The sequence below is a fragment of the Actinoplanes auranticolor genome (assembly GCF_018332655.1).
GTDB lineage: Bacteria > Actinomycetota > Actinomycetes > Mycobacteriales > Micromonosporaceae > Actinoplanes > Actinoplanes auranticolor.
On the sequence record NZ_BOQL01000022.1, the window covers coordinates 98495 to 119260 of the forward strand.

The following is a 20766-nucleotide window of genomic DNA, read 5'->3' on the forward strand; positions in this document are numbered from 1 at the left end:
CTAGGATATGGGATCACCGTTGACACCCGTGCTGCAAGGAGGGCACGGTTTGGACCATGCCCACCCCCGCCGCGGATGCCCAGGCTCTGCCGACGCCCCGGCTTTCCCACTTGGTGGACGTGGCCGCGGCCCTGGCTGCCCACGCCGAACAGCACGACCGGACCGCCGACCTCCCGCACGCCGGCCTGGCCGTGGTGCACGAGGCCGGCCTGCTCACCCTCACCGTCGGCACCGGGCACGGAGGGCCGGGCGGCGGCCTGGCCGACACCGTCCGCGTCCTCACCGCCCTCGGCCACGGCGATCCCTCCGTCGCCCTGATCCACACCCCGCAGGACGACGTCGTCCTCACCGCCGCCGGTCGCGCCCTGCTCGAGAGGAATTCCTGATGACCGTCGAGTTCGTCGGCATGATCGGCACCCGGGACGTGTCCGAGACCCGCGGCCCCACCGGGCCACCGATCGACCCGGGGTACGTGCGGCGGTTCAGCCGGGTGCACGAGGACGGCGGCTTCGACCGGGTGCTGATCGGCTACGGCTCGTCCACGCCGGACGGGACCCAGGTGGCCGCGTACGCCGCCGCGCACACCGAGCGCCTCGGGCTGCTCATCGCCCACCGGCCCGGCTTCGTCGCCCCGACGACCGCCGCGCGGACCTTCGCGACACTGGACCAGCTCTCCGGTGGACGGGTCGCCGTGCACACCGTCACCGGCGGTTCGGACGCCGAGCAGCGCCGCGACGGCGACTACCTGGGCAAGGACGACCGGTACGCCCGCACCGAGGAGTACCTGCGGATCCTGCGCCGCGCCTGGTCGTCGCCGGAGCCGTTCACGCACGAGGGCCGCTTCTACCGCTTCGAGGACTTCTCCCTGCTCGCCCAGCCGGCCCACCGGATCCCGCTGTACTTCGGCGGTTCCTCACCAGCGGCGTACCGCACCGGCGGAGCGGTCGCCGACGTCTTCGCCCTCTGGGGCGAACCGCTGAAGGAGACCGCCGAGCAGATCGCCGCCGTGCGGGCCTCGGCCGCCGCGGCGGGGCGGGGCCTGCTGGGCATCAGCGTCTCGTTCCGGCTCATCCTGGCCGCGACCGACGAGCTGGCCCGGGAGCGGGCCGAGCGGATCCTGGCCACCATCACCGAGAGCAAGGGCGGCAAGGGCTCCTTCACCGGGACGAGACCCGCGTGCTGGGCGGGCCGCACCCCGAGAACGCCAGCTCGCAACGCCTGCACGCGGCGGCCGCCAAGGGCGACCGGCACGACCGGGCACTGTGGATGGCCACGGCCCGGGCCGGCGGCGCCCGGGGCAATTCGACCGTCCTGGTCGGCTCGCCCGAGACCGTGGCCCGGGTCCTGCTGGACTACGTCGACCTCGGCGTCACCACGATCCTGATCCGCGGCTACGACCCCGTCGACGACGCGGTCGACTACGGCCGGCACCTCATCCCGCTCGTCAGGCAGGAACTAGCCCACCGCTCCCTCGTCGCTGCTCAGGGGACCACCATGACTGTCACCCCTCTCCACCAGGACCGTGCCGTGGACGCCGACCTCTTCCGGGCGCTGCTGCGTCGCCATGCCGCCGCCGTCGTCGTGATCACCGCCCCCGGTGAGCCCCCGGCCGGCTTCACCGCCACCTCGTTCACGTCCGTCTCGCTCGACCCGCCGCTGGTCTCGTTCTGCCTGGCCAAGACCGCCTCGGCGTGGCCGGCCGTGGAGTCCGCGAGCACCATCGCGGTGCACGTGCTGACCCTGGAGCAGGAGCACGTCGCCCGCACGTTCGCGACCCGCGGCATCGACCGCTTCGCCGCACACGGCACCTGGCGGCCCGGACCGGACGGGGTGCCGCTGCTCGACGGTGTACTGGCCCGCATCGTGTGCCGGGTGACCCAGCGGGTGGAGGCCGGCGATCACACCATCGTGCTGGCCGCGCCGGAGCTGGGCGAGCACCACGAGGACACGACGGTCACCCCGCTCGTCTACCACGACGGCACGTACGCGCACCTCCAGCGGTCGGCGTAGATGGAGGTCCACTGGTTCCTGCCCACCGCCGGGGACCGCCACGGCATCACCACCGGCGGGCAGGCCGCGGCCACCGTGCGCACCGAACGCCCGCCGGAGCTGGGCTACCTGGCGCTGGTGGCCCGCGCGGCCGAACGGCTCGGCTTCACCGGCGAGCACTACCGGATCGAGGGCGCGACGACGCGGGAGCCGCCGAATCCCGTGAGCCGCCGGACGCGGTCGACGCCAAGCTCGCCGCGGTGCGCGCGCTGACCGGCCGCCGGCTCACGTACGGGATCAGGCTGCACGTCATCACCAGAGACACCGCCGGCGAGGCCTGGGCGGCGGCGCGCGCCCTGCTCGACCGGGTGCCGGAGGCCGCCGTCACCGCGGCGCGGGAGCGCTTCGCCCGTACCGAATCGGAGGGTCAGCGCCGGATGGCCCGGCTGGCCGGCGGCGACTCGCTCGAGGTCTCCCCCAACCTGTGGGCCGGCTTCGGCCTGGTCCGGCCGGCGCGGGCACCGCGCTGGTCGGCAGCCACGCCGAGGTCGCCGAGCGGATCGCCGAGTACCACGCGCGGGCGTGGCCCCTCAGGCGGCCACCGCCGCGGCCCTGCTGTCGCAGCTGCTGGCCGAGCTCGGCGCCGAGGTCGCGCCCGCGCTGCCGGTGGTGGAGGCGGACCTGCCCGAGTCGGTGGTGATCGCCGAGAAGTACGCGGCGTTGCACGGCGGGTGATTGGCGGGGGCTTGTCACGATGATTCCCATGGAGATCCTCGTGACCGTCGCGCTCGTCGTGCTGCTGGTCGGCCTGATCCTGCTCGGCCTGGCCTCCTCGGCGAACTCCCGCCGGGAACAACTGCGGACAGCTGCCCGGCTCACCGCGATCGAGCAGAAGCTCGACGCGGTGGTCGGGCATCTCGGCATCACCGTCCGGGAGCGGGAGCTGCCCGAGGTGCTCCGGCTGATCTTCGCGGACCAGCGGGTGGCGGCGGTCAAGGCCTATCGCGACGAGACCGGCGCCAGCCTGCTGGAGGCGAAGAACGCGGTCGACGCTATTGCTGCGCGGCACGGGCGCTGACGCGACGCTCCCGCAGCTTCCCGGCACCGACCAGCAATCCCGCGGCGGCCATCGAGACCGCTCCCCAGAACACCAGCGAGCCCTCGGCGTTCCCGTCGAACCAGGCCCCGTAGGCCAGCACGGTCGCGACTGCGACCACCAGGACCCCGGGCAGGCTCGCCAGCGCCCGGTCCCGCCCGGCCGGCCGCACCAGTCCGACCAGCGCGTCCGCCACCACCAGCAGCGCGGCCACCGCACTCATCCCGAAGGTGAACGACCGCACGTCGAGCGGCACGTCCGCGTCGTCCAGCCGGTAGACGACGAGCAGCAGAGCAACGCCCAGCGCCAGGGCCAGAATGGCGGCGGCGCCGAGGTCCCAGCTGCGCGGCAGCGGCCGCTCCCGGTCCTGGCGCTTGCGCGGGATGTGGTCCCAGGCCCGGTTGATGGCGAAGCGGCTCGCCAGCGCCCCGAAGATGCTCAGCGCGAGAAAGACGACGATCGGGGCGACCACGCTGCGGGTCAGGTAGGCGATGATGCCGGCGACCAGGGCGGCCACCGGCAGGCTGGTGGCCGCGCCGACCAGCCAGCCGTTGCGGAAGTCGGTGCGGGCCGCGGGCAGGTCCAGCGGGTGGACCAGCGGCTGGGTCTCGGGGTCGGGCAGGTCGACGAGCTCTTCCATGGCGGTCGGTGCCTCTTCCAGGGTCGTCACGGCAGCCTCCAGGGCGCGTGGTCGATGAAGGAGCTGGTGGGGTTGGGGCGGGCGATGTCGTAGACCTTCTGCCGGGAGACGCCGAGCCGGGCGGCGACCGTCACAGCGCTGAAGTCGTCGAGCAGAGCCTCGACGGCGAGCGCCCGGACGGCGGAGGCCCGGGAGGTCAGGTGGGCGGCGAGGGCGCTGACCTCGGCCGCGATCAGCGCGACGGCGAGCGGTCCGCCGAACGGCGCGGCCCAGTCGGCGGCGCCACCGGCAGCGGCGGCGAAGATCTCGTCGCCGCCGTCGGCGAGGGCGGCCCGGACCTGCTCAGGGGAGACGCCGGCCGAGGCGAACCGCTCGCGGACCGGCGCCCGGGTGTCGGGGGTACGGTGCGCCAGGACGATGTCCCAGCCGCTGTCACCCCCGGGTTGACTGCTCATGGGACCAGCATGTGTCACCCCGGGGGTGACTGTCAACCCTCCAGACTGGACCGGGCCGCCTAGAGTGCGCCTGTGCCCACGTTCCCGCTCGCGTACCGGTGGACGCTGGGCGTCTTCCTGATCGTGCTCGCCGGGCGGCGCTGGTGGCGGTGGACGTGGTGCTGTCCACGAGTGCGGTGTACGAGCTGTTCGAGTGGGCCATCGCGATGACGCTCGCTCCCGGGGCGGCGGAGGCATACAACGGCCCGCAGGGCGATCTGTGGGACGCCCAGAAGGACATGACCGGGGCGGTGGTCGCGGTGGCGGTCGCGTACCACGGGCCTCGTTTTGGCTCTCGCCGGAGGCCGGACCCGGCGGCGAGGCTGGACGGATGATCAGTCTCGCGTCGCTGCTCGGCGTCACGGCCGTCGCCCTGGGCATGGTGCTCACCCCCGGCCCGAACATGATGTACCTGGTGTCGCGCAGCATCACCCAGGGCCGGCGCGCCGGCGTGGTCTCGCTGGGCGGCGTGGCGATCGGCTTCCTGGTCTACCTGACCGCCGCCAACCTCGGCCTCTCGGTGATCTTCGTGCACGTCCCGGAGGCGTACACGGTGCTCAAACTGGCCGGCGCGGCGTACCTGGGCTGGCTCGCGTTCCAGACGCTGCGCCCGGGCGGCACGTCGGTCTTCGCCCCGGGTGAGCTGCCGGCCGACTCGTCGTGGCGGCTGTTCACCATGGGCCTGCTCACCAACCTGCTCAACCCGAAGGCCGCGATCATGTACCTGTCGCTGATCCCGCAGTTCGTGCGGCCCGACGCCGGGCCCGTGCTCGTCCAGGGCTTCGTGCTCGGCGGCGTGCAGATCCTGGTGAGCCTGACGGTCAACCTGCTGATCATCTCGGCGGCGGGCGGCATCGCGGTCTTCCTGGCCCGGCGGCCGGGCTGGCTGCGGATCCAGCGCTACCTGATGGGTACGGTGCTCGGCGCGCTCGCCGTCCACCTCGCCACGGACCGCGCCCGCCCGGCCTGACATGTCGTTCTGCTGGGACGTCTACGTGTGGCTGCCGCGGCGCGACCCGGAGCTCCTGCGGGCGTTCGTCGACCGCTACGTCGACCCGGAAGCCCCCGGCGACGACCGGCTCCCGGCGTTCCGGCGCACCTACATCACCGGCACGCCGGGCGGGGCCGACGCCGCGGCGCTGGCCGAACTGCACCCGAGTGACGGCACCGGGGCCTTCACGCTGTACCTGCACGGCCGCAACCACCCGTGGGCGATGATCACCATGACCGAGGACGACGCGGCCGTGCTGGGCCTGAGCATCGACGACCCCGGCAACTCGCCGGCCGAACGCCGGGAGGCGCGGGAGCTGATCGAGCGGCTGCGCCAGGAATTCGCCGCCCCGGCCGGAATCGCGGGCGTGGAGATGCCGCCGCCAGGGTCGCGGCACCAGTGGCGTACGGACCACACCCCGATCCGCGTCGGCACCATCCCGGACGATCCGGCCTGAGCCCGTCAGGTTCCGGAATGCCGGGGTGACCGGCGGCGTTGGCAGGACCGAGGAGGCATCATGAAGGTTCGCAACTCGCTCCGGTCCCTCAAGAGCAAGCCGGGTTCCGTGGTCACCCGCCGGCGGGGCCGGATGGTCGTCATCAATCGCAAGAACCCCCGCTGGAACGGCCGTCAGGGCTGATCCCGCGATACCGTGAGAAGGCACCAAGGCCGGGAACCCGCCGCCACGGGTTCCCGGTCTTTTGCGTGCGGGAGATCACGATGCGGCCGGGTCCGTCCACGCCGACACTGATCCGATGGAACCTCGCGTGCATCCTGTCCCGTCCACCGACGGTGTCACCCTGACCGTCGAGGAGTACGGCGAGCCCGGACCCGCCGCCTCCGTGGTCTTCCTGCCCGCCCTCGGGGTTCCCGTGGCCTACTACGGTCCGCTGTTCCGGGCCTGGGCGGCCGCCGGCCGGCACGTCGTCGGCGTGGAGTTGCGCGGCATGCCGCAGAGCCCGGTCGCCGACCTGCGCCGCGACTCGTTCGGCTACGCCCATCTGGTCCGCCACGACCTGCCCGCGGTCTTCACCGATCCCGCCGTGGCCGGCGCGGACAAGGTCGTGCTGGTGGGCCACAGCCTGGGCGGTCAGCTCGCGCTGCTGTCGGGCGCCGCCGGCACGGTACGCCCGGACGCCGTCGTCACCCTCGGCACGGGTACGAGCTCCCCGTTCGCCCGCAGCGGCCGGCTCGCCCGCGCCCAGCGCGCCGCCGGGGTCCGCTTCGTCGGCGCGGTCACCTGCTCCCTGGGCTACTGGCCGGGTCACCGGCTCGGTTTCGCGGGCCGGCAGCCGCGCACGCTGATGTCCGACTGGGGTTACGAGGCCCGTTACGGCCGTTACCGGCTGCGGGGCGACCGCACCGACTACGAGGCCGCGCTGGCCGATCTTCCCGTGCCCGCGCTGCTCGTCGACATCGCGGGCGACCGGATGATCCCGCGCGCCGCCGTCGACCACCTGGCGGCCCGGCTCCCCTCCGACGTCGACCGGGCCACGGTCCACGCGGTCCCGGACCACTTCCTGTGGGCCCGCCGCACCCCCGAGAGGGTCATCACCCGCGTCGAGAGCTGGCTCGCCACCCGCGGCCTCTGACGCAACCGAGCGGCCGCAGCCGCGGGCGATCAGCCGCGGGCGATCAGCCGCGGGCGAAGAGCGCGAGCCGCACCCGGTTCGGGCTGTCGGTCTTGGTCATCAGGCTGGTGATGTGCGTCTTCACCGTCGTCACGCCGATGTGCAGCCGGTCGGCGATCTCCGTGTTGGACAGGCCCTCGGCCACCAGCTCCAGCACGTCCCGTTCCCGGGCGGTCAGCCCCGCCACCGGCCGCGGCTGCTCCACCCGGGCCGCGACCGCCCGCCGCACCAGCCGCTGCAGCACCTCCTGGCTGAACGGGCTGTCCCCCGCCGCGGCCCGCCGGATCCCGTCCAGCAGCTCGACCGGCGGCGCGTCCTTGAGCAGGAAGCCGCAGGCGCCCGCGGTCAGCGCCGGGTAGAGGTGATCGTCGTCGCCGAAGGTGGTCAGCACGACGATCCGGGCGCCCGGGCGTTCGGCCAGGATGCGGCCGGTCGCGGTGATGCCGTCGACGCCCGGCATGCGCAGGTCCATCACGACCACGTCGGGGGTGAGCCGGGCGGCCAGGGAGACCGCGTCGCGGCCGTTCTCCGCCTCGCCGACCACCGTCAGGTCGGCCTCGGCGTCGCAGAGCATCCGCAGGCCGGCGCGGATCAGCGGCTGGTCGTCGACCAGCAGGACGCGGATCACACCGGCTCCGTGGACCGGCGCGCCGGCAGCACCGTCTCGACCCGCCAGCCGCCCGCCGCCGGTCCGGCGGTCAGCTGCCCACCCAGCACCTCGACCCGTTCGCGCATCCCGGTCAGACCGTGACCGCCGCCGGACGGCAGCCCGGGCGCCACGCCGCCGCCGTCGTCGGTCACCGACCAGAGCACGTCCTCGTCCTGCACCTCGACCCGCAGGATCGCGCGGGCCGCCGGTCCGGCGTGCTTGGCCACGTTGGTCAGCGCCTCCTGGGTCAGGCGCAGCACGGCCAGGCCGCGGACCACGTCCAGCGATCCGGCCTCCGGCGCGATCGTCGCGTCCACCGTCAGCCCGGCCCGCCGGGCCGTCTCGACCGCGGCTTCGAGGGCGGCCGGCAACGCGCCGGGCTCGATCGCGGTGAGCGCCGCATCCGTACGCCGGGACGGGTCCCGCAGCACCCCGACCAGCTGCCGCAGGTCTGCCAGCGCGGCCGTACCGGTGCTGTGCACGTCGTCGAACACCTCCGTCACCCGCGGGTCCACGTCCGGCAGCACGTGCCGGGCCACGCCGACCCGCAGCACCATCGACGCCACGTGGTGGGCCACCACGTCGTGCAGTTCGCGGGCGATGGCCGAGCGTTCGTCCGCCCGCGCCGCCCGGCTCTCCGACTCGGCCCGGCGCCGGGCCTGCACGCCGAGCTCGCGGGTGGTCCGGATGACCAGGCCGAGCAGCACCGGCACGCCGATCACGATGAACAGCCCGAAGACCGCCCCCGAGATCCGCGACGGATCCCGGCCCAGGGTGAAGGCGAGGTAGACCGCCGCCACCAGGCCCGCGCCGGACCACAGGATGCGCGGCCGGGGCGCCCACAGTGCCAGTTCGAGCAGCAGCCAGCTGGTGCCGACCTGGTTGATCGTCGTGTCGTCGATGAGCCAGAAGGCCACGACGAGCAGGGCGGTCTGGGCGAGCAGTCCGGGCAGCTGCCGGCGGTGCAGGATCAGGGCGAGGGCGAAGGCCGCCACCGCCAGCAGCCACTGCGTCGGGGTGGGGGCCCGGCCGGCCTGGTTGCCGAACAGGAGATAGCTCAGGCCGCTGAGGTCCAGCAGCAGCATCCGCACGAACGTGTCCCGCGCGTCGAAGAGCCGTGCCATCCATCCCACAGCGCCACCCTAGGCGCTCTCGGCGGGGCCGTAGCGGGCTCGTACCAGCAGGTAGACCAGCAGGCCCAGCGGGCCGAGCAGGATGGTGAGCACCAGGACCGGCGCCATGATCAGGGCGGGGACGCCCCGGGACCGGCTGTCGAGCCAGGACCACCGGCCGACGAAGAGGTCGAACGCGATCATGTGCGCCCAGGCCGCCGCCGCGCCGTCGGCCGTGCCGAGCAGTTCGCGGACGCCGCCGAGGGTGGGTGAGGCCACGGCCGGCAGCACCTCGCCGAAGGCCGGGATGACCAGCAGTGCATAGATCACCACGACCGGCAGCACGATCAGCGGTGAGGCGATGATCCGCCGGGTCCAGGACCAGCCGGGCAGCAGAATCATGAGCGCCCAGAACGGCGCGGCGACCGCGAAGGTCAACCCGAACAACACCCCGGTCATGCTGAGCCTCCCTCGGACGTGCCGTCGTCTGCCGCGACCAGGTGCCGCTCGGTGCCGGTGGTCATGCCGCCAGCTCCAGGGCCGGCCGCCGGCGACGGCTCACGACAGCGACTGTGGCGGTTGCCGTGGCGGCGGCGAGGGCGGCCCAGGCGGTCAGGGTCAGGGCGTCGGGCTGCAGCAGCGGCTGGCCGCGCAGGGCCTGCCAGGTCAGCAGCGCGGTGAGGATGCCGTACGCGACCCCGCCGACCAGCAGCAGCCGGATCCGGGTGAGCTCGTCGAGCCGGTTGCCCAGCAGCAGGGCGAGCAACGGCAGCGCCTGCAACGCGTGCAGGCCCACGAAGTGCCCGATCCGCAGGTCGCCGCCGGTGGTGCTCCAGCCGGTCACCGGCAGCCCCGGTCCGCCGTCGCTCACGCCGACACTGTGCCCCATCTGGGCCGGCTGCACCATCGGGATCGCCGCCGCCAGGCCGAGCAGGGACAACCCGAGGCCCCAGCGGACGGCGTGCGCGGCCACCCGGTCGGCGATCCGCTGCCGGAGCACCACGATGCCGATCACGAAGTGCGCCACGAACAGCACCATGATCGCGGTGCCCATGACCTGCCACAGCGCGTCGTTCAGCGGGGAGGTCTCGTTGTAGTGGCTGGTCTGCCCGCGCAGCACCTGCGTCACGATCACGACCATCTCGGCGACGGACATGGCGACCACCACGGTGGCGGTCCGTTCGGCCAGGCGGCTGCGCCGCGGGAGCAGGGAGAGCATCCACGCCAGGGTGGCGGTGTAGAGGGCGAAGGACACCGCGAACTTGAACGGTTTGAGCCAGATCGGCGCGCCGGTCAGGACGCGCGGGTCGGCGAGGGTGCCGACCGCCGCGACCAGGGCCAGGACGCCCATCACGGCGGCGAAGATCATCAGCGGGCGGTGCCAGCGCAGCACGTTTGTCATGCCTCGATGCTTTCGGTCCCGGCGGGCGCTTTCGCCCGTCCGCGGGCCGGTCCGGCGGCCGGTGGTCGGAGCCCCTCTCCTCCCTGGGTAGGAGGTCGCCATACTGTCCGCGTGAACGAGGTCGTGTTTCCCCGGGCCGAGGACGGCCGGCGCAGCGGTTCGGCGCTGGGCCGGGCGGTGGTCGCGGACGCTCTGCGGGTGGCGGATCCCGCGGCGGCAGCCGCGGCCGAGCGGGAGAGCGACTGGCGTACGGGCTACCTGCGGCACTTCCGGGCCCTGGTCGAGGCCGGGCTGGACGGCGGCTACGACATCGCCCGCGCCGGGCTGGCGTCCGTGCACAGCCGGATGCGGGTGACCAGTGGCGGGGACGAGATCCCGCTCGGCGAGGCGTTCGCTGCCGCCGCCGAGCCGCTGGACACCGTCACGATCCACGGCGACAGCAAGCCCGAGCAGGAGCTGGTCCTGCCGTACCGGGGTGAGCTGCTGCGCGGGGACGCTCTGCTGCGCCGGCTCGACGCCTGGGTGCGGGACGGCACGATCGAGGAGTCGTGCGCCGAGGCGGTCCGTGAGGTGGCCGCCGAGCCGGACTGGCTGGACCTGTCCGACCAGCGGTTGGTGGTGCTGGGGGCCGGCGCCGAGATGGGACCGCTGCCCGCCGTACTGGCCTGGGGTGGCACGGTGATCGGCATCGACCTGCCCCGGCCGCGGGTCTGGGAGCGGGTGGCGGCCACCGCCCGGCAGAGCGCGGGCACGCTGATCGCGCCGGGCCGGACGATCGAGAGCGCGGGCGTGGACCTGCTGACCGGGCTGCCGGCGGCCGCGCAGTGGCTGCTCGGCATCGAGGGCCGGCTGGTGCTCGGCAACTACGTGTACGCGCCCGGTGCGGCGTACCCCCGGCTCTCGGCCGCTGTCGACGCCCTGACCGAGCAGGTGCGCGCCCAGCGTCCCGGCGCAGCCCTGGCCTTTCTGGCCACGCCCACCGACGCCTTCGCGGTGCCCGCCGCCGCCGTCGTCCAGGCCACGACACGGTTCCGGGAGCGCCCGGCCGCGGCCAAGGCGTTCGCCGCGATGTCCGGCAACCGGCTGCTGCAGCCCAACTACCCGCCCGGCGCCGACCCCGGCATCGCCGACAGCCTGGTGCCGCAGCAGGGCCCGAACTACGCGCTGGCCAAACGGATCCAGCGGTGGCGGGCCTCGGTGGCCCGGCACGACGGCACCACGGTGAGCTTCTCGGTCGCCCCGCCGACCCGGACCCGGTCGGTGCTGAGCAACCGGCTGCTCGCCGCGGCCTACGCGGGCGCCCACGTGTTCGGCGTCGAGATCTTCGAACCGGCGACCAGCAACCGGCTCATGGCCGCGCTGCTGGTGCACCAGCTCCGCAAACCACGCCCGGCGGCGCCGAGCGCCTGGACGGACGAGACCGTCGGCGCGGCCCACGGCGGCCTGTGGCGGGCCGCCTACCAGCCGCGGACGGTGCTCGGGCTGGCTGCCGTCCGCGGCCTGCCGGCCGCGCTGCCTAGACCCCCACGCGGCTGATCAGCGACACCAGCTCGTCGTGGCTCGGGCCGGACGGCAGCGGCGCCCGCCTGCCGGCGCAGCCCGTGCGGATGGTGGAACTGCATGACGCCTCGGCGCTGCCACTCGCCGCCGGGTGCCGGGCCGGGGTCGCGGTCCACGACCGTGATCGGCCCTGAGTCGGCGTCCCGTCACCGGGCTAGGCTCGGCCCATGGAGATCGCCGGGCTGGTTCTCGCCGCGGGCGCCGGCCGTCGCTACGGGATGCCGAAAGCCCTGGTGACCTGGCGGGGCAGCCTGCTCGTGGAACGCGCCGCCGGCACTCTGCGGGAGGCCGGTGTGGCCGAGCCGGTGGTCGTGATCGGCGCCCGGGCGGCGCAGGTCCGCGCGGTCGCCCCGGCGCTGACCTACGTCGACAATCCGGACTGGGCGTCCGGCATGGCCTCGTCGTTGCGCACCGGCCTGGCCGCGCTGGCCGGCGGCCCGGCCGGCGCGGCGCTGGTCCTGCTGGTCGACATGCCCGGCGTCACGGCAGCCGCGGTACGCGCCATCGCCGCCGGCGCGGCCCCGGACGCCCTGGTCATGGGCGGCTACGGCGACCGCCGCTCGCATCCGGTCCTGCTCGGCCGCGAGCACTGGGCCGGTGTCGCGCGGAGTGCGACCGGTGACCGCGGCGCCCGCGACTATCTGCGCGCGCACGCCGGCCAGGTGCGCGTCGTCCCGGTCGGCCACCTCGCGGACGACACCGACCTCGACGTGCCGGAGGCGGCCGGTGCGTGACGTCCTGGCCGATCTGCTCGGCTGGTGGCGTGCGGGCGAGCCGGCCGGGCTGGCCACCGTGACCGCGACCTGGGCGAGCGCGCCCCGGCAGCCGGGCGCGGCGATGCTCGTCAGCGCGGGCGGCACCGCCGTCGGCAGCGTCTCCGGCGGCTGCGTCGAGGGCGCGGTCTACGAACTGTGCCGCGAGGTGGCCGGGTCCGGCATCCCGCGGACCGTGCGGTACGGCATCAGCGACGACGACGCCTTCGAGGTGGGGCTGCCCTGCGGCGGCACGATCGAGCTGTTCGTGGAGCGGGCCGGCTTCCCCGAGCTGCCCGTGCTGGCCGAGGCGGTCGCCGCGGACCGACCGGTGGCGCTGCTGACCTGTGTCGAGGGCCCGCCGGCCAAGCTCGGCCGGCACCTGGTCGTCACCGGTGACGCCCGGCACGGTTCGCTCGGCGGCGACCGGCTGGACGACGCGGCCACGGACGACAGCCGGGGCCTGCTCGCCGCCGGGCGGACCGGCCTGCTGCACCACGGCCCGGCCGGTGAACGCCGTGGCACCGGGCTCACCGTGCTGGTCACCTCGTTCGCGCCGGCCGCCCGGATGATCGTGTTCGGGGCCACCGACCACGCCGCGGCGGTGGCCCGGATCGGCGCGTTCCTCGGCTATCGGGTGACGGTGTGCGACGCCCGCCCGGCCTTCGCCACCGCCCGGCGCTTCCCCGGGGCCGGCGAGATCGTCGTCGACTGGCCGCACCGCTACCTCGCCGCCGAGGCCGCGGCCGGCCGCGTCGATCCGCGCACCGTGCTGTGCGTGCTGACCCACGACCCGAAGTTCGACGTGCCGGTGCTGGAGGTGGCCCTCGGGCTGCCGGTGGCGTACGTGGGCGCGATGGGCTCCCGCCGCACCCACGACGACCGGCTCGCGCGGCTGCGGGACACCGGGCTGGACCCGGCCGCGATCGCCCGGCTGGCGTCGCCGATCGGGCTCGATCTGGGCGCGCGTACCCCCGAGGAGACCGCGGTGAGCATCGCGGCCGAGATCGTCGCCGCGCGGTGGAACGGCACCGGCGGGCGGCTCACCGGCACCACGGGGCCGATCCACTCCTGAGCGGTGGTTTGATGACCGCGGGCTGCACTTGAGGACCATCGTCCCGGCCGACCGCAGGGCCGCCGTCCAGGATCTGCTCACCGGCAACGACGCCGTGACCCACGTGGTGGTGCTACCCGGCGCGGCCGTGGAACCGGTCGGTGATCTGGTCTCCTGCGACGTCGTCCGGGAGGGCGCCAGCGCGATCATCGGGCGGCTGCGCGACCTGGGCGTCGAGCGGGACGGCTCGATCCTGCTGGAGAAGGTCGACACCACGCTGTCGGCGGCGGCCGACCGGGCCGAGCGGCGGGTGCCCGGCCTCAGGGGTGGACGCCGTGGTGTGGGAGGAGTCGGCCGGCTCGGCGCTGCAACTGCTCATCAACGTCGCCGCGATCGTCGCGGCCGGTGTGCTGACGTTGTCCGTGCAGCGGTTCGCCGGACGCCGCCGCTGACCCCGTTCCGGCCTGCCACTGTGGACGGACACACAACTCGCCCGCCGACCGGTATGGTGGCGCTTCCGCCGGTGACTTCGATCGTGGTCGCCGCAAGGACACGGGGGCGTCAGGCGTGAGGATCACCAGGTCACGGATGGTGGCAGGGGCCACCGCGGCAGTCACTGCGACGGCACTGACAGTGACCGGGGTCGTGCTGACCCGGTCGTCCGGCGACCCGGCCGCAGCGCCGCTCGCCGCGACCGCGGCCGAGGCCGCCGCCGCACCGCTGCCCTCCGGCGCCCCACCGCCGCCGGTCACGTCCCAGTCTCTGGAGCTGGACGGCAAGCCGACGATCGAGGACGGCCGGGAGACCCTGCGGCTGGCCCGGCGCACCGTCTCCCGTTTCAGCCTGCTCGGCGTGACCTGGACGGACGCCCTGCTGTCGTTCAAGGGCGACGCCGCCGTCCGCACCCGGTCCGCGGCCTCCGGCGACTGGTCGGGCTGGCAGAGCCTGGATCTGGAGCACTCGGTCGCGGCCGGCGACCCGGATCTGGTCGCCGGGCGCACCCGCGGCGGCAGCACCGGGCTGTGGGTCGGGGTGTCGAACGGCGTCGAGGTGAAGGTGGTCTCCCCCGCCGGGCGCACCTCGAGCCGGCTGCCCGCGGGCCTGCGGCTCACCCTGGTCGACCCCGGCCCCGCCACCAGCGGCGGCCAGGGCGGTGGGATGCCGCTGGCCGACCCGGAGGAGTCCGCGCCGGCCGACCCGCCCACCACCGGCACCGAGCCGCCGCCCGACCCGGAGCAGCCCCCGGTGCTGCCCGAGGACCCGGCCGGGGAGAGCTCGAGCAGCGCGACCCCCTCGGCCCCGGCCACGACCACGGCCGCCCCGGCACCGACCACGCCGGCCGCCACCCCGGTGCCCACCGTCCCGGCCCAGAGCACGATGCCGGCCTACGTGAACCGTAAGGGCTGGAGCGCCGACGAGTCGCTGGTCAAGGACGCCCCGGTGTACGGCAGCACGATCAACGCCCTCTTCGTGCACCACACCGCACAGAGCGGCAGCCGGTCGAACGCCTACACGTGCGCGGAAGCCGGCAAGGTGATCCGCAGCATCTACACGTACGCCGTGACGGGCAAGGGCCTCAACGACATGGAGTACAACTTCCTCGTCGACAAGTGCGGCACTCTCTACGAAGGCCGCAAGGGTGGCGTGGACAAACCGGTCGTCGGTGCACACACCCCGCCGTTCAACACCAACTACGCCGCCGTCGCCGTGCTGGGCGAGTACGGCACCACCGCCGTGCCGGCCGCCGTCACCACCAAGATCGCCCAGCTGGCGGTGTTCAAGCTCGGCAAGTACGGCCACGACCCGCTCGCCCGGTTCACCACCACCGCGCAGGGCAGCAACGACAAGGTCAAGACCGGCGACCGGGTCACCATGGGCCGCATCGCCGGGCACCGTGACGTGCAGGCCACCGAGTGCCCCGGCAACGTCCTCTACGGCCGGCTCCCCGCGCTGCGCACCGAGGCCGCCGGGGTGCTCTCCGGGCTGAGGATCACCGGGCTCAGCGGCCGCCGCGGCGTGGTCCGCGACAGCGTCACGGTCTCCTGGTCGGTCAGCACGCCGGGGGGCGAGATCGGGGGCTTCGACGTCCGCGTCGACGGCCGTACGGCCGGCACCGCCACGGCCACCGCGCGGTCCGCCACCGTCAAGCTGACCCCCGGCCGGCACACCGTGCAGGTGCAGATGAACCGCGTCGGCGGCCCGATCTCGGTCAGCGACACCCGCGCGGTCATCGCCGACAGCACCCGGCCCACCTTCCCCGGCCGGCCGGAGCTGAGCCTGCGGACCGGCACCGTGAGCACCACCGCCGCCCCGGTCACCCTGAAGTGGCAGGCCGCCGACGCCGTCGGGCTGTCCGCCGTCCAGCTCACCTCGCCCCGGCGCACCACGTTCGCCACCGGCGCCCGCAGCTGGAACACCACGGCCAAGCCCGGCGCGGCCACCACCTGGCGTCTGCAGGCCACCGACCTCGCCGGCAACGTGGCCACCGCCCCGGTGACCCGCACCCCCGTACTGGTGGCCGAGACCAAGGCCAAGCGCACCGGCAAGTGGGCGAAGGCGTCGGGCAGTGCGCACCTCGGCAAGGCGGCCCTGGCCAGCTCGACCAAGAACGCCTCGCTGAGCTGGAGCTTCACCGGCCGCTCGGTGGCGCTGCTGGCGATGAAGGGCAAGACGGCCGGCAAGGCGTACGTGTACGTCGACGGCAAGAAGGTCGCCACGGTGGACCTGAGGGCGAGCAAGAACACGTACCGCCAGGCCGTCTGGGCCAAGTCGTGGACCAGCGCCAAGAAGCACACCGTGAAGATCGTCGTGGTCGGCACCGCGGGCCGTCCGAAGGTCACCACGGACGGCATCGTCTACCTGAAGTGACCGCTGCCGCCGCGGGTGCGCTGATCGTTTATTCGAGTGCGCCCGCGGCGCCCGGTGCCGGACACTTCCGGGCGTGCATTCCGCTGTCACGGTGACCCCCGCCCAGCTGCCCGACCTGCTGCTGCACGTAGCGGTCGTGCGGCCGGTCTTCGTGTGGGGTGCGCCGGGCATCGGCAAGAGCTCGCTGGTCCGCGCGTTCGCCGAGTCGCTCGGGCTGGACTGCGTCACGCTGGTCGGCACCCAGCTGGCCGCCGAGGACCTGATCGGCGTGCCCGAGCTGCGCGACGGCCGCAGCCGCTTCGCGCCGCCGGAGTCGATCGCCCGGGACGAGCCGTACTGCCTGTTCCTGGACGAGCTGAACTCGTCCAGCCCGGAGGTGCAGAAGGCGTTCTACTCGCTGATCCTGGACCGCCGGATCGGCGGGTACGAGCTGCCGGCGGGCTCGATCGTGATCGGCGCCGGCAACCGGGCCGGCGACAACGCGCTCGCCCGGCCGATGGCCTCCGCGCTGATCAACCGGCTGGTCCACATCCACCTGCGGGCCACCCACGCCGACTGGCTGAACTGGGCGCTGGGTGCCGGCATCCACCCGTGGGTCCTCGCGTACCTGGACGAGCGCCCGGACCACCTGTGGGCCGCGCCGCCGAAGACCGAGGAGGTCTTCTCCACTCCGCGCAGCTGGCACATGCTCAGCGACGCGCTGCACTCCTACGGCGACGACATCACCGAGGAGACGCTGCGGCTGCTGGCGGCGGGCACGCTGAGCCCCGCGCACGCGGCGGCGTTCTGCGGCTACCTCAAGGTCGTGCGGCACCGGTACGGCCTGGAGGCGATCCTGCGCGGTGACGCCGGCTGGCCGCAGGGCAGCGACGACCGGGACCTGCTCTACTTCCTGGCCGAGACGTTCCGGGCCCGGCTGGTCAAGGACCTGCCGGCCGACAAGGACAAGGCCCCCGCAGCGGTACGCCGTTTCGCGCACCGGGCCAAGGCCCTGCTCGTGGAACTGGCCGAGCTCTCCCTCGAGTGCGGCCGGCTGGTCATCGCCGCCGACGCCGACGGCGCACCGGTGCTGCCCGCCTGGTTCCTGGTCGAGGTCAGCCGCGACCTGCCGCGCCTGGTCGCGGCCCGCGCCTGAGATGGCCGAGCAGAGCTCACCCGCGGCGGAAAACCCATGCAGAAACCACCCATGAGTCAGCAGGATCCCAACGCCCTGGCCTTCGCCGCCGCATGGCAGGAGCTCTCGGCACACCCGATGTTCCGCCCCCTGACGGCGAACGCGTGGCCCCGGCCCAGCGCCCGCGTGACGCTGGTGGACAGTTCGGATCTGGGTTTCGCCGAGGTCGCGACGGACGGCTCGATCCGGGCCAACCGCGGCAAGCGCCTCGACCCGGCACAGTGGACCTGGGTGCTGGCGCACTGCCTGCTGCACCTGGGCTTCGGCCACCTGGACCCGCGGCACGGCCACGACCCGGCGTTCCGCGACGCCGCCTGCATCGCGGTGACCCGGTTCCAGCGGGCGGTGAAGCTGGGCACCGAGCCGGAGCTGTTCCCGGTCGTGCTGCCCAAGGCCGACGAGGCGGCGCTGGTCCGCCAGTGGCGGCTGGACGGCGTACCGGTGGAGTTCGCCGGCTGCGGCGCGGGCGCCCCGGATCTGGTGGTGCGCGCGGACGAGGCCGCGCCCGGTCACGAGCCGGCCTGGCCGGACCGTTTCGCCCTGGGCCTGTCGGCCGCCGCGACCGCCGCGGTCGACGTGGCCGGTGGTGCCCGTACGTCGCTGACCGATCCGGGTGCCCCGCGCAAGCCGTGGGACCGGGCGCTGAGCTGGTTCGTCGGCTCGTATCCGCTGCTGGGCGGGGTGGCGGCCGGGTTCACGCTGGTCGCCGACGCCGATCTGGCCCGGGGCTGGGACATCAGCGTCGCGGCGGTGTCGAGCGAGGCCGGCGAGATCTACGTCAACCCGCTGCGTGAGCTGAGCGAGGCGCAGTGGCGGTTCGTGCTGGCCCACGAGATGCTGCACGCCGCGCTGCGGCACGCGGACCGGGTGGGGCCGCGGGACCCGTACCTGTGGAACGTCGCCTGCGATTACGTGGTCAACGGCTGGCTCGTCGAGATGGGCGTCGGCGAGGTCCCCGACGGTCTGCTGCTCGATCCGGCGCTGGCCGGGGCGTCCGCCGAGGAGGTGTACGACCGGATCGCCGTCGACCTGCGCCGCCTGCGCAAGCTCGCGACGCTGCGGGGCCGGGGGCGCGGCGACATGCTGGGCGAGCCGCTGCCGTGGCGCGGCCCGCGTTCCGGGGGTGTGGACCTGGACGACTTCTACCGGCGGGCGCTGCTCACCGGCTACCGGTACCACCTGCGGGACGGGCGCGGTCTACTGCCCACCGGGCTGGCCGAGGAGATCCGGGTGCTGGAGCAGCCGCCGCCGCCCTGGGACGTGCAGCTGGCCCGGTGGTTCGACGAGCACGTGCCGGCGCCCGAGCGGCAGCGGACGTACTCGCGGCCGTCCCGGCGGCAGGCCGCCACGCCGGGGATCCCGCGGCCGGGCCGGCACCTGCCGGAGGAGGTCAGGCAGCAGCACACCTTCGGGGTGCTGCTGGACACCTCCGGGTCGATGAGCCACGAGCTGATGGGCAAGGCGCTGGGCGCGATCGCGTCGTACGCGACCGCCCGCGACGTGCCCGCGGCCCGGGTCGTCTTCTGCGACGCGGCCGCCTACGACGCCGGCTACCTGGCGGTGCACGACATCGCCGGCCGGGTACGGGTCCGCGGGCGCGGCGGCACCGTCCTGCAGCCGGGTGTCGACCTGCTGGAACGGGCACCGGACTTCCCGCCGGCCGGCCCGCTGCTGGTGATCACCGACGGGTACTGCGACGTGCTGCGGATCCGCCGGCCGCACGCGTACCTGATGCCGCGCCACGCGAAGCTCCCGTTCCCGCCCCGGGGTCCGGTCTTCAGCCTGCGCTGAGGTGGGCCGGCAGCTCGCGCAGCGAGGTGATCCGCCGCGGCTCGCCGGCCGGGCCCCGGTCGTGGCGGTCCAGGTGGACGGCCGACAGCCCGGCCGCACGGGCCCCGAGCACGTCCAGCGCGTGGTTGTCGCCGACGCTGAGCACCTCGCCCGGGTCGAAACCCCAGCGGTCACAGGTGCGGCGGAACGCCTCCGCGTGCGGCTTGGCCACGCCGAGGTCGTCGACGGTGAAGACCGGCCCGACCCGGTCACCCAGCCCGGTCCGGCCCAGCTTCCTGAGCTGCTGGCCGCGGGAGCCGTTGGTCAGCACGGCGGTGGCCAGACCGGCCGTGGCGAGCGCGGTGAGGGCGTCGGCCACGTCGTCGTAGGCACACCAGGCGCTCTCGTAGTGGGTCAGGTAGCCGGCGAAGATCTCGTCCAGCTCGGCGTCGCTGCCGCGCGTACCCAGGAAGTCGCGGACCCGGCGGCGGCGCTGCTCGGCGAAGCTGATCCGGCCGTCGCGCCAGGCCGCGAGGTGCGGCTCCTGCACGGCGGACCAGCGGGCCACCGCCTCGTCCGTCGCCACCAGGCCGATGGTCGGCAGCCAGCCCCGCAGGCCGGCGGCGGCCGCACCTTCGTGGTCGACGAGCGTGCCGTCGAGGTCGAGCAGGACGCCACGCGGATTCACGTCGAGGATCCTAGACTTCCCGGGTGGACATCACGCCGATCGCCCTGGGCACCTGGCCGACACCGCTCGAGCCGGCACCCCGGCTCAGCACCGCGCTCGGGCTGGACGAGCTCTGGTTCAAACGCGACGACCTCACCGGTCTGGGCGGTGGTGGCAACAAGGTCCGCAAGCTGCAGTACACCTGCGCCCAGGCTCTGCACGAGGGCGCCACGACGCTGGTCACCACCGGTGCGCCGCAGTCCAACCACGCCCGGCTGACGGCCGCGGCCGCCGCCCGGCTGGGGCTGGAGTGCGTGCTGGTGCTGCGCGGGGACGAGCCGCCGGCCGTCCGCGGCAACCTGATCCTCGACCGGCTGGCCGGCGCGCGCATCGTGTGGGCCGGTGACGCCCCGCTCGACGAGGTGGCGGCCGCACAGCCGGGCTTCGTCATCCCGTTCGGCGGCACGTCCGCGTTCTCCGCGCTGGGCTATGTGGACTGTGCCCGCGAGCTGACCGCCCAGCTGCCGGATCTGAGCACCGTGGTGGTCGCGGTGGGCTCGGGCGGCACGATGGCCGGGCTGGTGGCAGCCCTGGGCCCGGCCCGGGTCTTCGGGGTGGACACCGGGGCGCTGCCGGACGCGCGGGGGACCGTCGCCGCTCTGCTGGACGCGATGGGCGTGCCGGTCAAGCCCGGCGAGCTGCAGATCGACGGCTCCCATGTGGGCGCCGGATACGCGGAGCTGACCCGCCCGGTCCAGGAGGCGCTGAGCCTGGCCGCGCGGACGGAGGGTCTGTTCCTCGACCCGACCTACACCGGGCGGGCGCTGGCCGGGCTGCGGGCGAGCCCGCCGGACGGCAAGGTCGTCTTCCTGCACAGCGGCGGCCTGCCCGGGCTCTTCGGCCATCCGGCCCTCTGA

The 20766-nt window shown here is 74.3% G+C and carries 25 protein-coding genes and 1 pseudogene; 19 read left to right on the plus strand and 7 right to left on the minus strand.

Annotated features, from left to right (window positions below; translation table 11 throughout):
* Window positions 1-56: 56 nt before the first annotated feature.
* The 7 genes and pseudogenes from Aau02nite_RS13985 (at window position 57) to Aau02nite_RS14010 (ending at window position 3067) form a co-directional block, all read left to right on the plus strand.
* Window positions 57-386, plus strand: coding sequence for an acyl-CoA dehydrogenase family protein (locus Aau02nite_RS13985; RefSeq protein WP_212988836.1), 330 nt, complete (start codon window positions 57-59; stop codon window positions 384-386).
* Window positions 386-1384, plus strand: a complete 999-nt coding sequence (locus Aau02nite_RS13990) for an LLM class flavin-dependent oxidoreductase (protein WP_212988837.1) — start codon at window positions 386-388, stop codon at window positions 1382-1384. Before Aau02nite_RS13985 ends, Aau02nite_RS13990 begins: the two co-directional genes overlap by 1 nt.
* A 110-nt stretch (window positions 1385-1494) precedes the next feature.
* Window positions 1495-2010 carry a flavin reductase family protein gene (locus Aau02nite_RS13995; RefSeq protein WP_212988879.1) on the plus strand — a complete coding sequence of 172 codons (516 nt, stop codon included), beginning with the start codon at window positions 1495-1497 and terminating at the stop codon, window positions 2008-2010.
* Window positions 2011-2262 carry a hypothetical protein gene (locus Aau02nite_RS14000; protein ID WP_212988838.1) on the plus strand — a complete coding sequence of 84 codons (252 nt, stop codon included), beginning with the start codon at window positions 2011-2013 and terminating at the stop codon, window positions 2260-2262.
* A pseudogene (locus tag Aau02nite_RS46400) lies at window positions 2214-2566 on the plus strand (LLM class flavin-dependent oxidoreductase); the annotation flags it as partial. The gene Aau02nite_RS14000 and the pseudogene Aau02nite_RS46400, both read left to right, overlap by 49 nt.
* 5 nt (window positions 2567-2571) lie before the next feature.
* Window positions 2572-2724, plus strand: coding sequence for a hypothetical protein (locus Aau02nite_RS14005; protein ID WP_246595130.1), 153 nt, complete (start codon window positions 2572-2574; stop codon window positions 2722-2724).
* Window positions 2725-2752: 28 nt separating this feature from the next.
* The gene (locus Aau02nite_RS14010; RefSeq protein ID WP_212988839.1) at window positions 2753-3067 is read left to right on the plus strand and encodes a hypothetical protein; all 315 of its coding nucleotides are present in this window, start codon (window positions 2753-2755) and stop codon (window positions 3065-3067) included.
* Here Aau02nite_RS14010 and Aau02nite_RS14015 read toward each other — a convergent pair.
* Window positions 3042-3755 carry a hypothetical protein gene (locus Aau02nite_RS14015; RefSeq protein ID WP_212988840.1) on the minus strand — a complete coding sequence of 238 codons (714 nt, stop codon included), beginning with the start codon at window positions 3753-3755 and terminating at the stop codon, window positions 3042-3044. The genes Aau02nite_RS14010 and Aau02nite_RS14015 overlap by 26 nt on opposite strands.
* On the minus strand, window positions 3752-4180 hold the full coding sequence (locus Aau02nite_RS14020) for a hypothetical protein (RefSeq protein WP_212988841.1): 429 nt from the start codon (window positions 4178-4180) through the stop codon (window positions 3752-3754). Before Aau02nite_RS14020 ends, Aau02nite_RS14015 begins: the two co-directional genes overlap by 4 nt.
* 98 nt (window positions 4181-4278) lie before the next feature.
* On the opposite strand from Aau02nite_RS14020, the gene Aau02nite_RS14025 reads away from it, so the two are divergent.
* The 5 genes from Aau02nite_RS14025 to Aau02nite_RS14045 all read left to right on the plus strand — a co-directional run bounded on the left by Aau02nite_RS14025 (window position 4279) and on the right by Aau02nite_RS14045 (window position 6802).
* The gene (locus Aau02nite_RS14025; RefSeq protein WP_345477290.1) at window positions 4279-4554 is read left to right on the plus strand and encodes a DUF2238 domain-containing protein; all 276 of its coding nucleotides are present in this window, start codon (window positions 4279-4281) and stop codon (window positions 4552-4554) included.
* A complete protein-coding gene (locus tag Aau02nite_RS14030) occupies window positions 4551-5189 on the plus strand; it encodes a LysE family translocator (RefSeq protein ID WP_212988842.1) in 639 nt (212 codons plus the stop codon). Before Aau02nite_RS14025 ends, Aau02nite_RS14030 begins: the two co-directional genes overlap by 4 nt.
* Before the next feature lies 1 nt (window position 5190).
* The gene (locus Aau02nite_RS14035; RefSeq protein ID WP_212988843.1) at window positions 5191-5667 is read left to right on the plus strand and encodes a hypothetical protein; all 477 of its coding nucleotides are present in this window, start codon (window positions 5191-5193) and stop codon (window positions 5665-5667) included.
* A 60-nt stretch (window positions 5668-5727) separates the two neighbouring features.
* Entirely contained in the window at window positions 5728-5850 is a 123-nt protein-coding gene (locus Aau02nite_RS14040) for a ribosomal protein bL36 (protein WP_015624451.1), read from the plus strand.
* Window positions 5851-5965: 115 nt separating this feature from the next.
* Window positions 5966-6802: an alpha/beta fold hydrolase gene (locus Aau02nite_RS14045; protein WP_212988844.1), complete on the plus strand. Its 837-nt coding sequence runs from the start codon at window positions 5966-5968 to the stop codon at window positions 6800-6802.
* Window positions 6803-6845: 43 nt separating this feature from the next.
* On the opposite strand, the gene Aau02nite_RS14050 is transcribed toward Aau02nite_RS14045, so the two are convergent.
* From Aau02nite_RS14050 to Aau02nite_RS14065, 4 genes are all read right to left on the minus strand, one after another.
* Window positions 6846-7469: a response regulator gene (locus Aau02nite_RS14050; protein WP_212988845.1), complete on the minus strand. Its 624-nt coding sequence runs from the start codon at window positions 7467-7469 to the stop codon at window positions 6846-6848.
* Complete coding sequence (locus tag Aau02nite_RS14055) at window positions 7466-8614, minus strand: sensor histidine kinase (protein ID WP_212988881.1); 1149 nt, start codon at window positions 8612-8614, stop codon at window positions 7466-7468. Before Aau02nite_RS14055 ends, Aau02nite_RS14050 begins: the two co-directional genes overlap by 4 nt.
* A gap of 18 nt (window positions 8615-8632) precedes the next feature.
* Window positions 8633-9061: an ABA4-like family protein gene (locus tag Aau02nite_RS14060; protein ID WP_212988846.1), complete on the minus strand. Its 429-nt coding sequence runs from the start codon at window positions 9059-9061 to the stop codon at window positions 8633-8635.
* A 61-nt stretch (window positions 9062-9122) separates the two neighbouring features.
* Complete coding sequence (locus tag Aau02nite_RS14065; RefSeq protein WP_212988847.1) at window positions 9123-10004, minus strand: hypothetical protein; 882 nt, start codon at window positions 10002-10004, stop codon at window positions 9123-9125.
* Window positions 10005-10115: 111 nt separating this feature from the next.
* On the opposite strand from Aau02nite_RS14065, the gene Aau02nite_RS14070 reads away from it, so the two are divergent.
* From Aau02nite_RS14070 to Aau02nite_RS14095, 6 genes are all read left to right on the plus strand, one after another.
* Complete coding sequence (locus Aau02nite_RS14070) at window positions 10116-11540, plus strand: hypothetical protein (RefSeq protein WP_246595127.1); 1425 nt, start codon at window positions 10116-10118, stop codon at window positions 11538-11540.
* Between the two features lie 191 nt (window positions 11541-11731).
* A complete protein-coding gene (locus tag Aau02nite_RS14075) occupies window positions 11732-12298 on the plus strand; it encodes a nucleotidyltransferase family protein (protein ID WP_212988848.1) in 567 nt (188 codons plus the stop codon).
* Entirely contained in the window at window positions 12291-13391 is a 1101-nt protein-coding gene (locus tag Aau02nite_RS14080; RefSeq protein WP_212988849.1) for an XdhC family protein, read from the plus strand. Before Aau02nite_RS14075 ends, Aau02nite_RS14080 begins: the two co-directional genes overlap by 8 nt.
* Window positions 13392-13958: 567 nt before the next feature.
* Window positions 13959-16238, plus strand: coding sequence for an N-acetylmuramoyl-L-alanine amidase (locus Aau02nite_RS14085; RefSeq protein WP_212988850.1), 2280 nt, complete (start codon window positions 13959-13961; stop codon window positions 16236-16238).
* 91 nt (window positions 16239-16329) lie between these two features.
* On the plus strand, window positions 16330-17373 hold the full coding sequence (locus Aau02nite_RS14090; RefSeq protein ID WP_212988883.1) for an ATP-binding protein: 1044 nt from the start codon (window positions 16330-16332) through the stop codon (window positions 17371-17373).
* 51 nt (window positions 17374-17424) lie between these two features.
* Entirely contained in the window at window positions 17425-19203 is a 1779-nt protein-coding gene (locus tag Aau02nite_RS14095; RefSeq protein ID WP_438841128.1) for a vWA domain-containing protein, read from the plus strand.
* On the opposite strand, the gene Aau02nite_RS14100 is transcribed toward Aau02nite_RS14095, so the two are convergent.
* Entirely contained in the window at window positions 19190-19870 is a 681-nt protein-coding gene (locus Aau02nite_RS14100; protein WP_212988852.1) for an HAD family hydrolase, read from the minus strand. The genes Aau02nite_RS14095 and Aau02nite_RS14100 overlap by 14 nt on opposite strands.
* Before the next feature lie 23 nt (window positions 19871-19893).
* On the opposite strand from Aau02nite_RS14100, the gene Aau02nite_RS14105 reads away from it, so the two are divergent.
* Window positions 19894-20766, plus strand: a complete 873-nt coding sequence (locus Aau02nite_RS14105; RefSeq protein ID WP_212988853.1) for a pyridoxal-phosphate dependent enzyme — start codon at window positions 19894-19896, stop codon at window positions 20764-20766.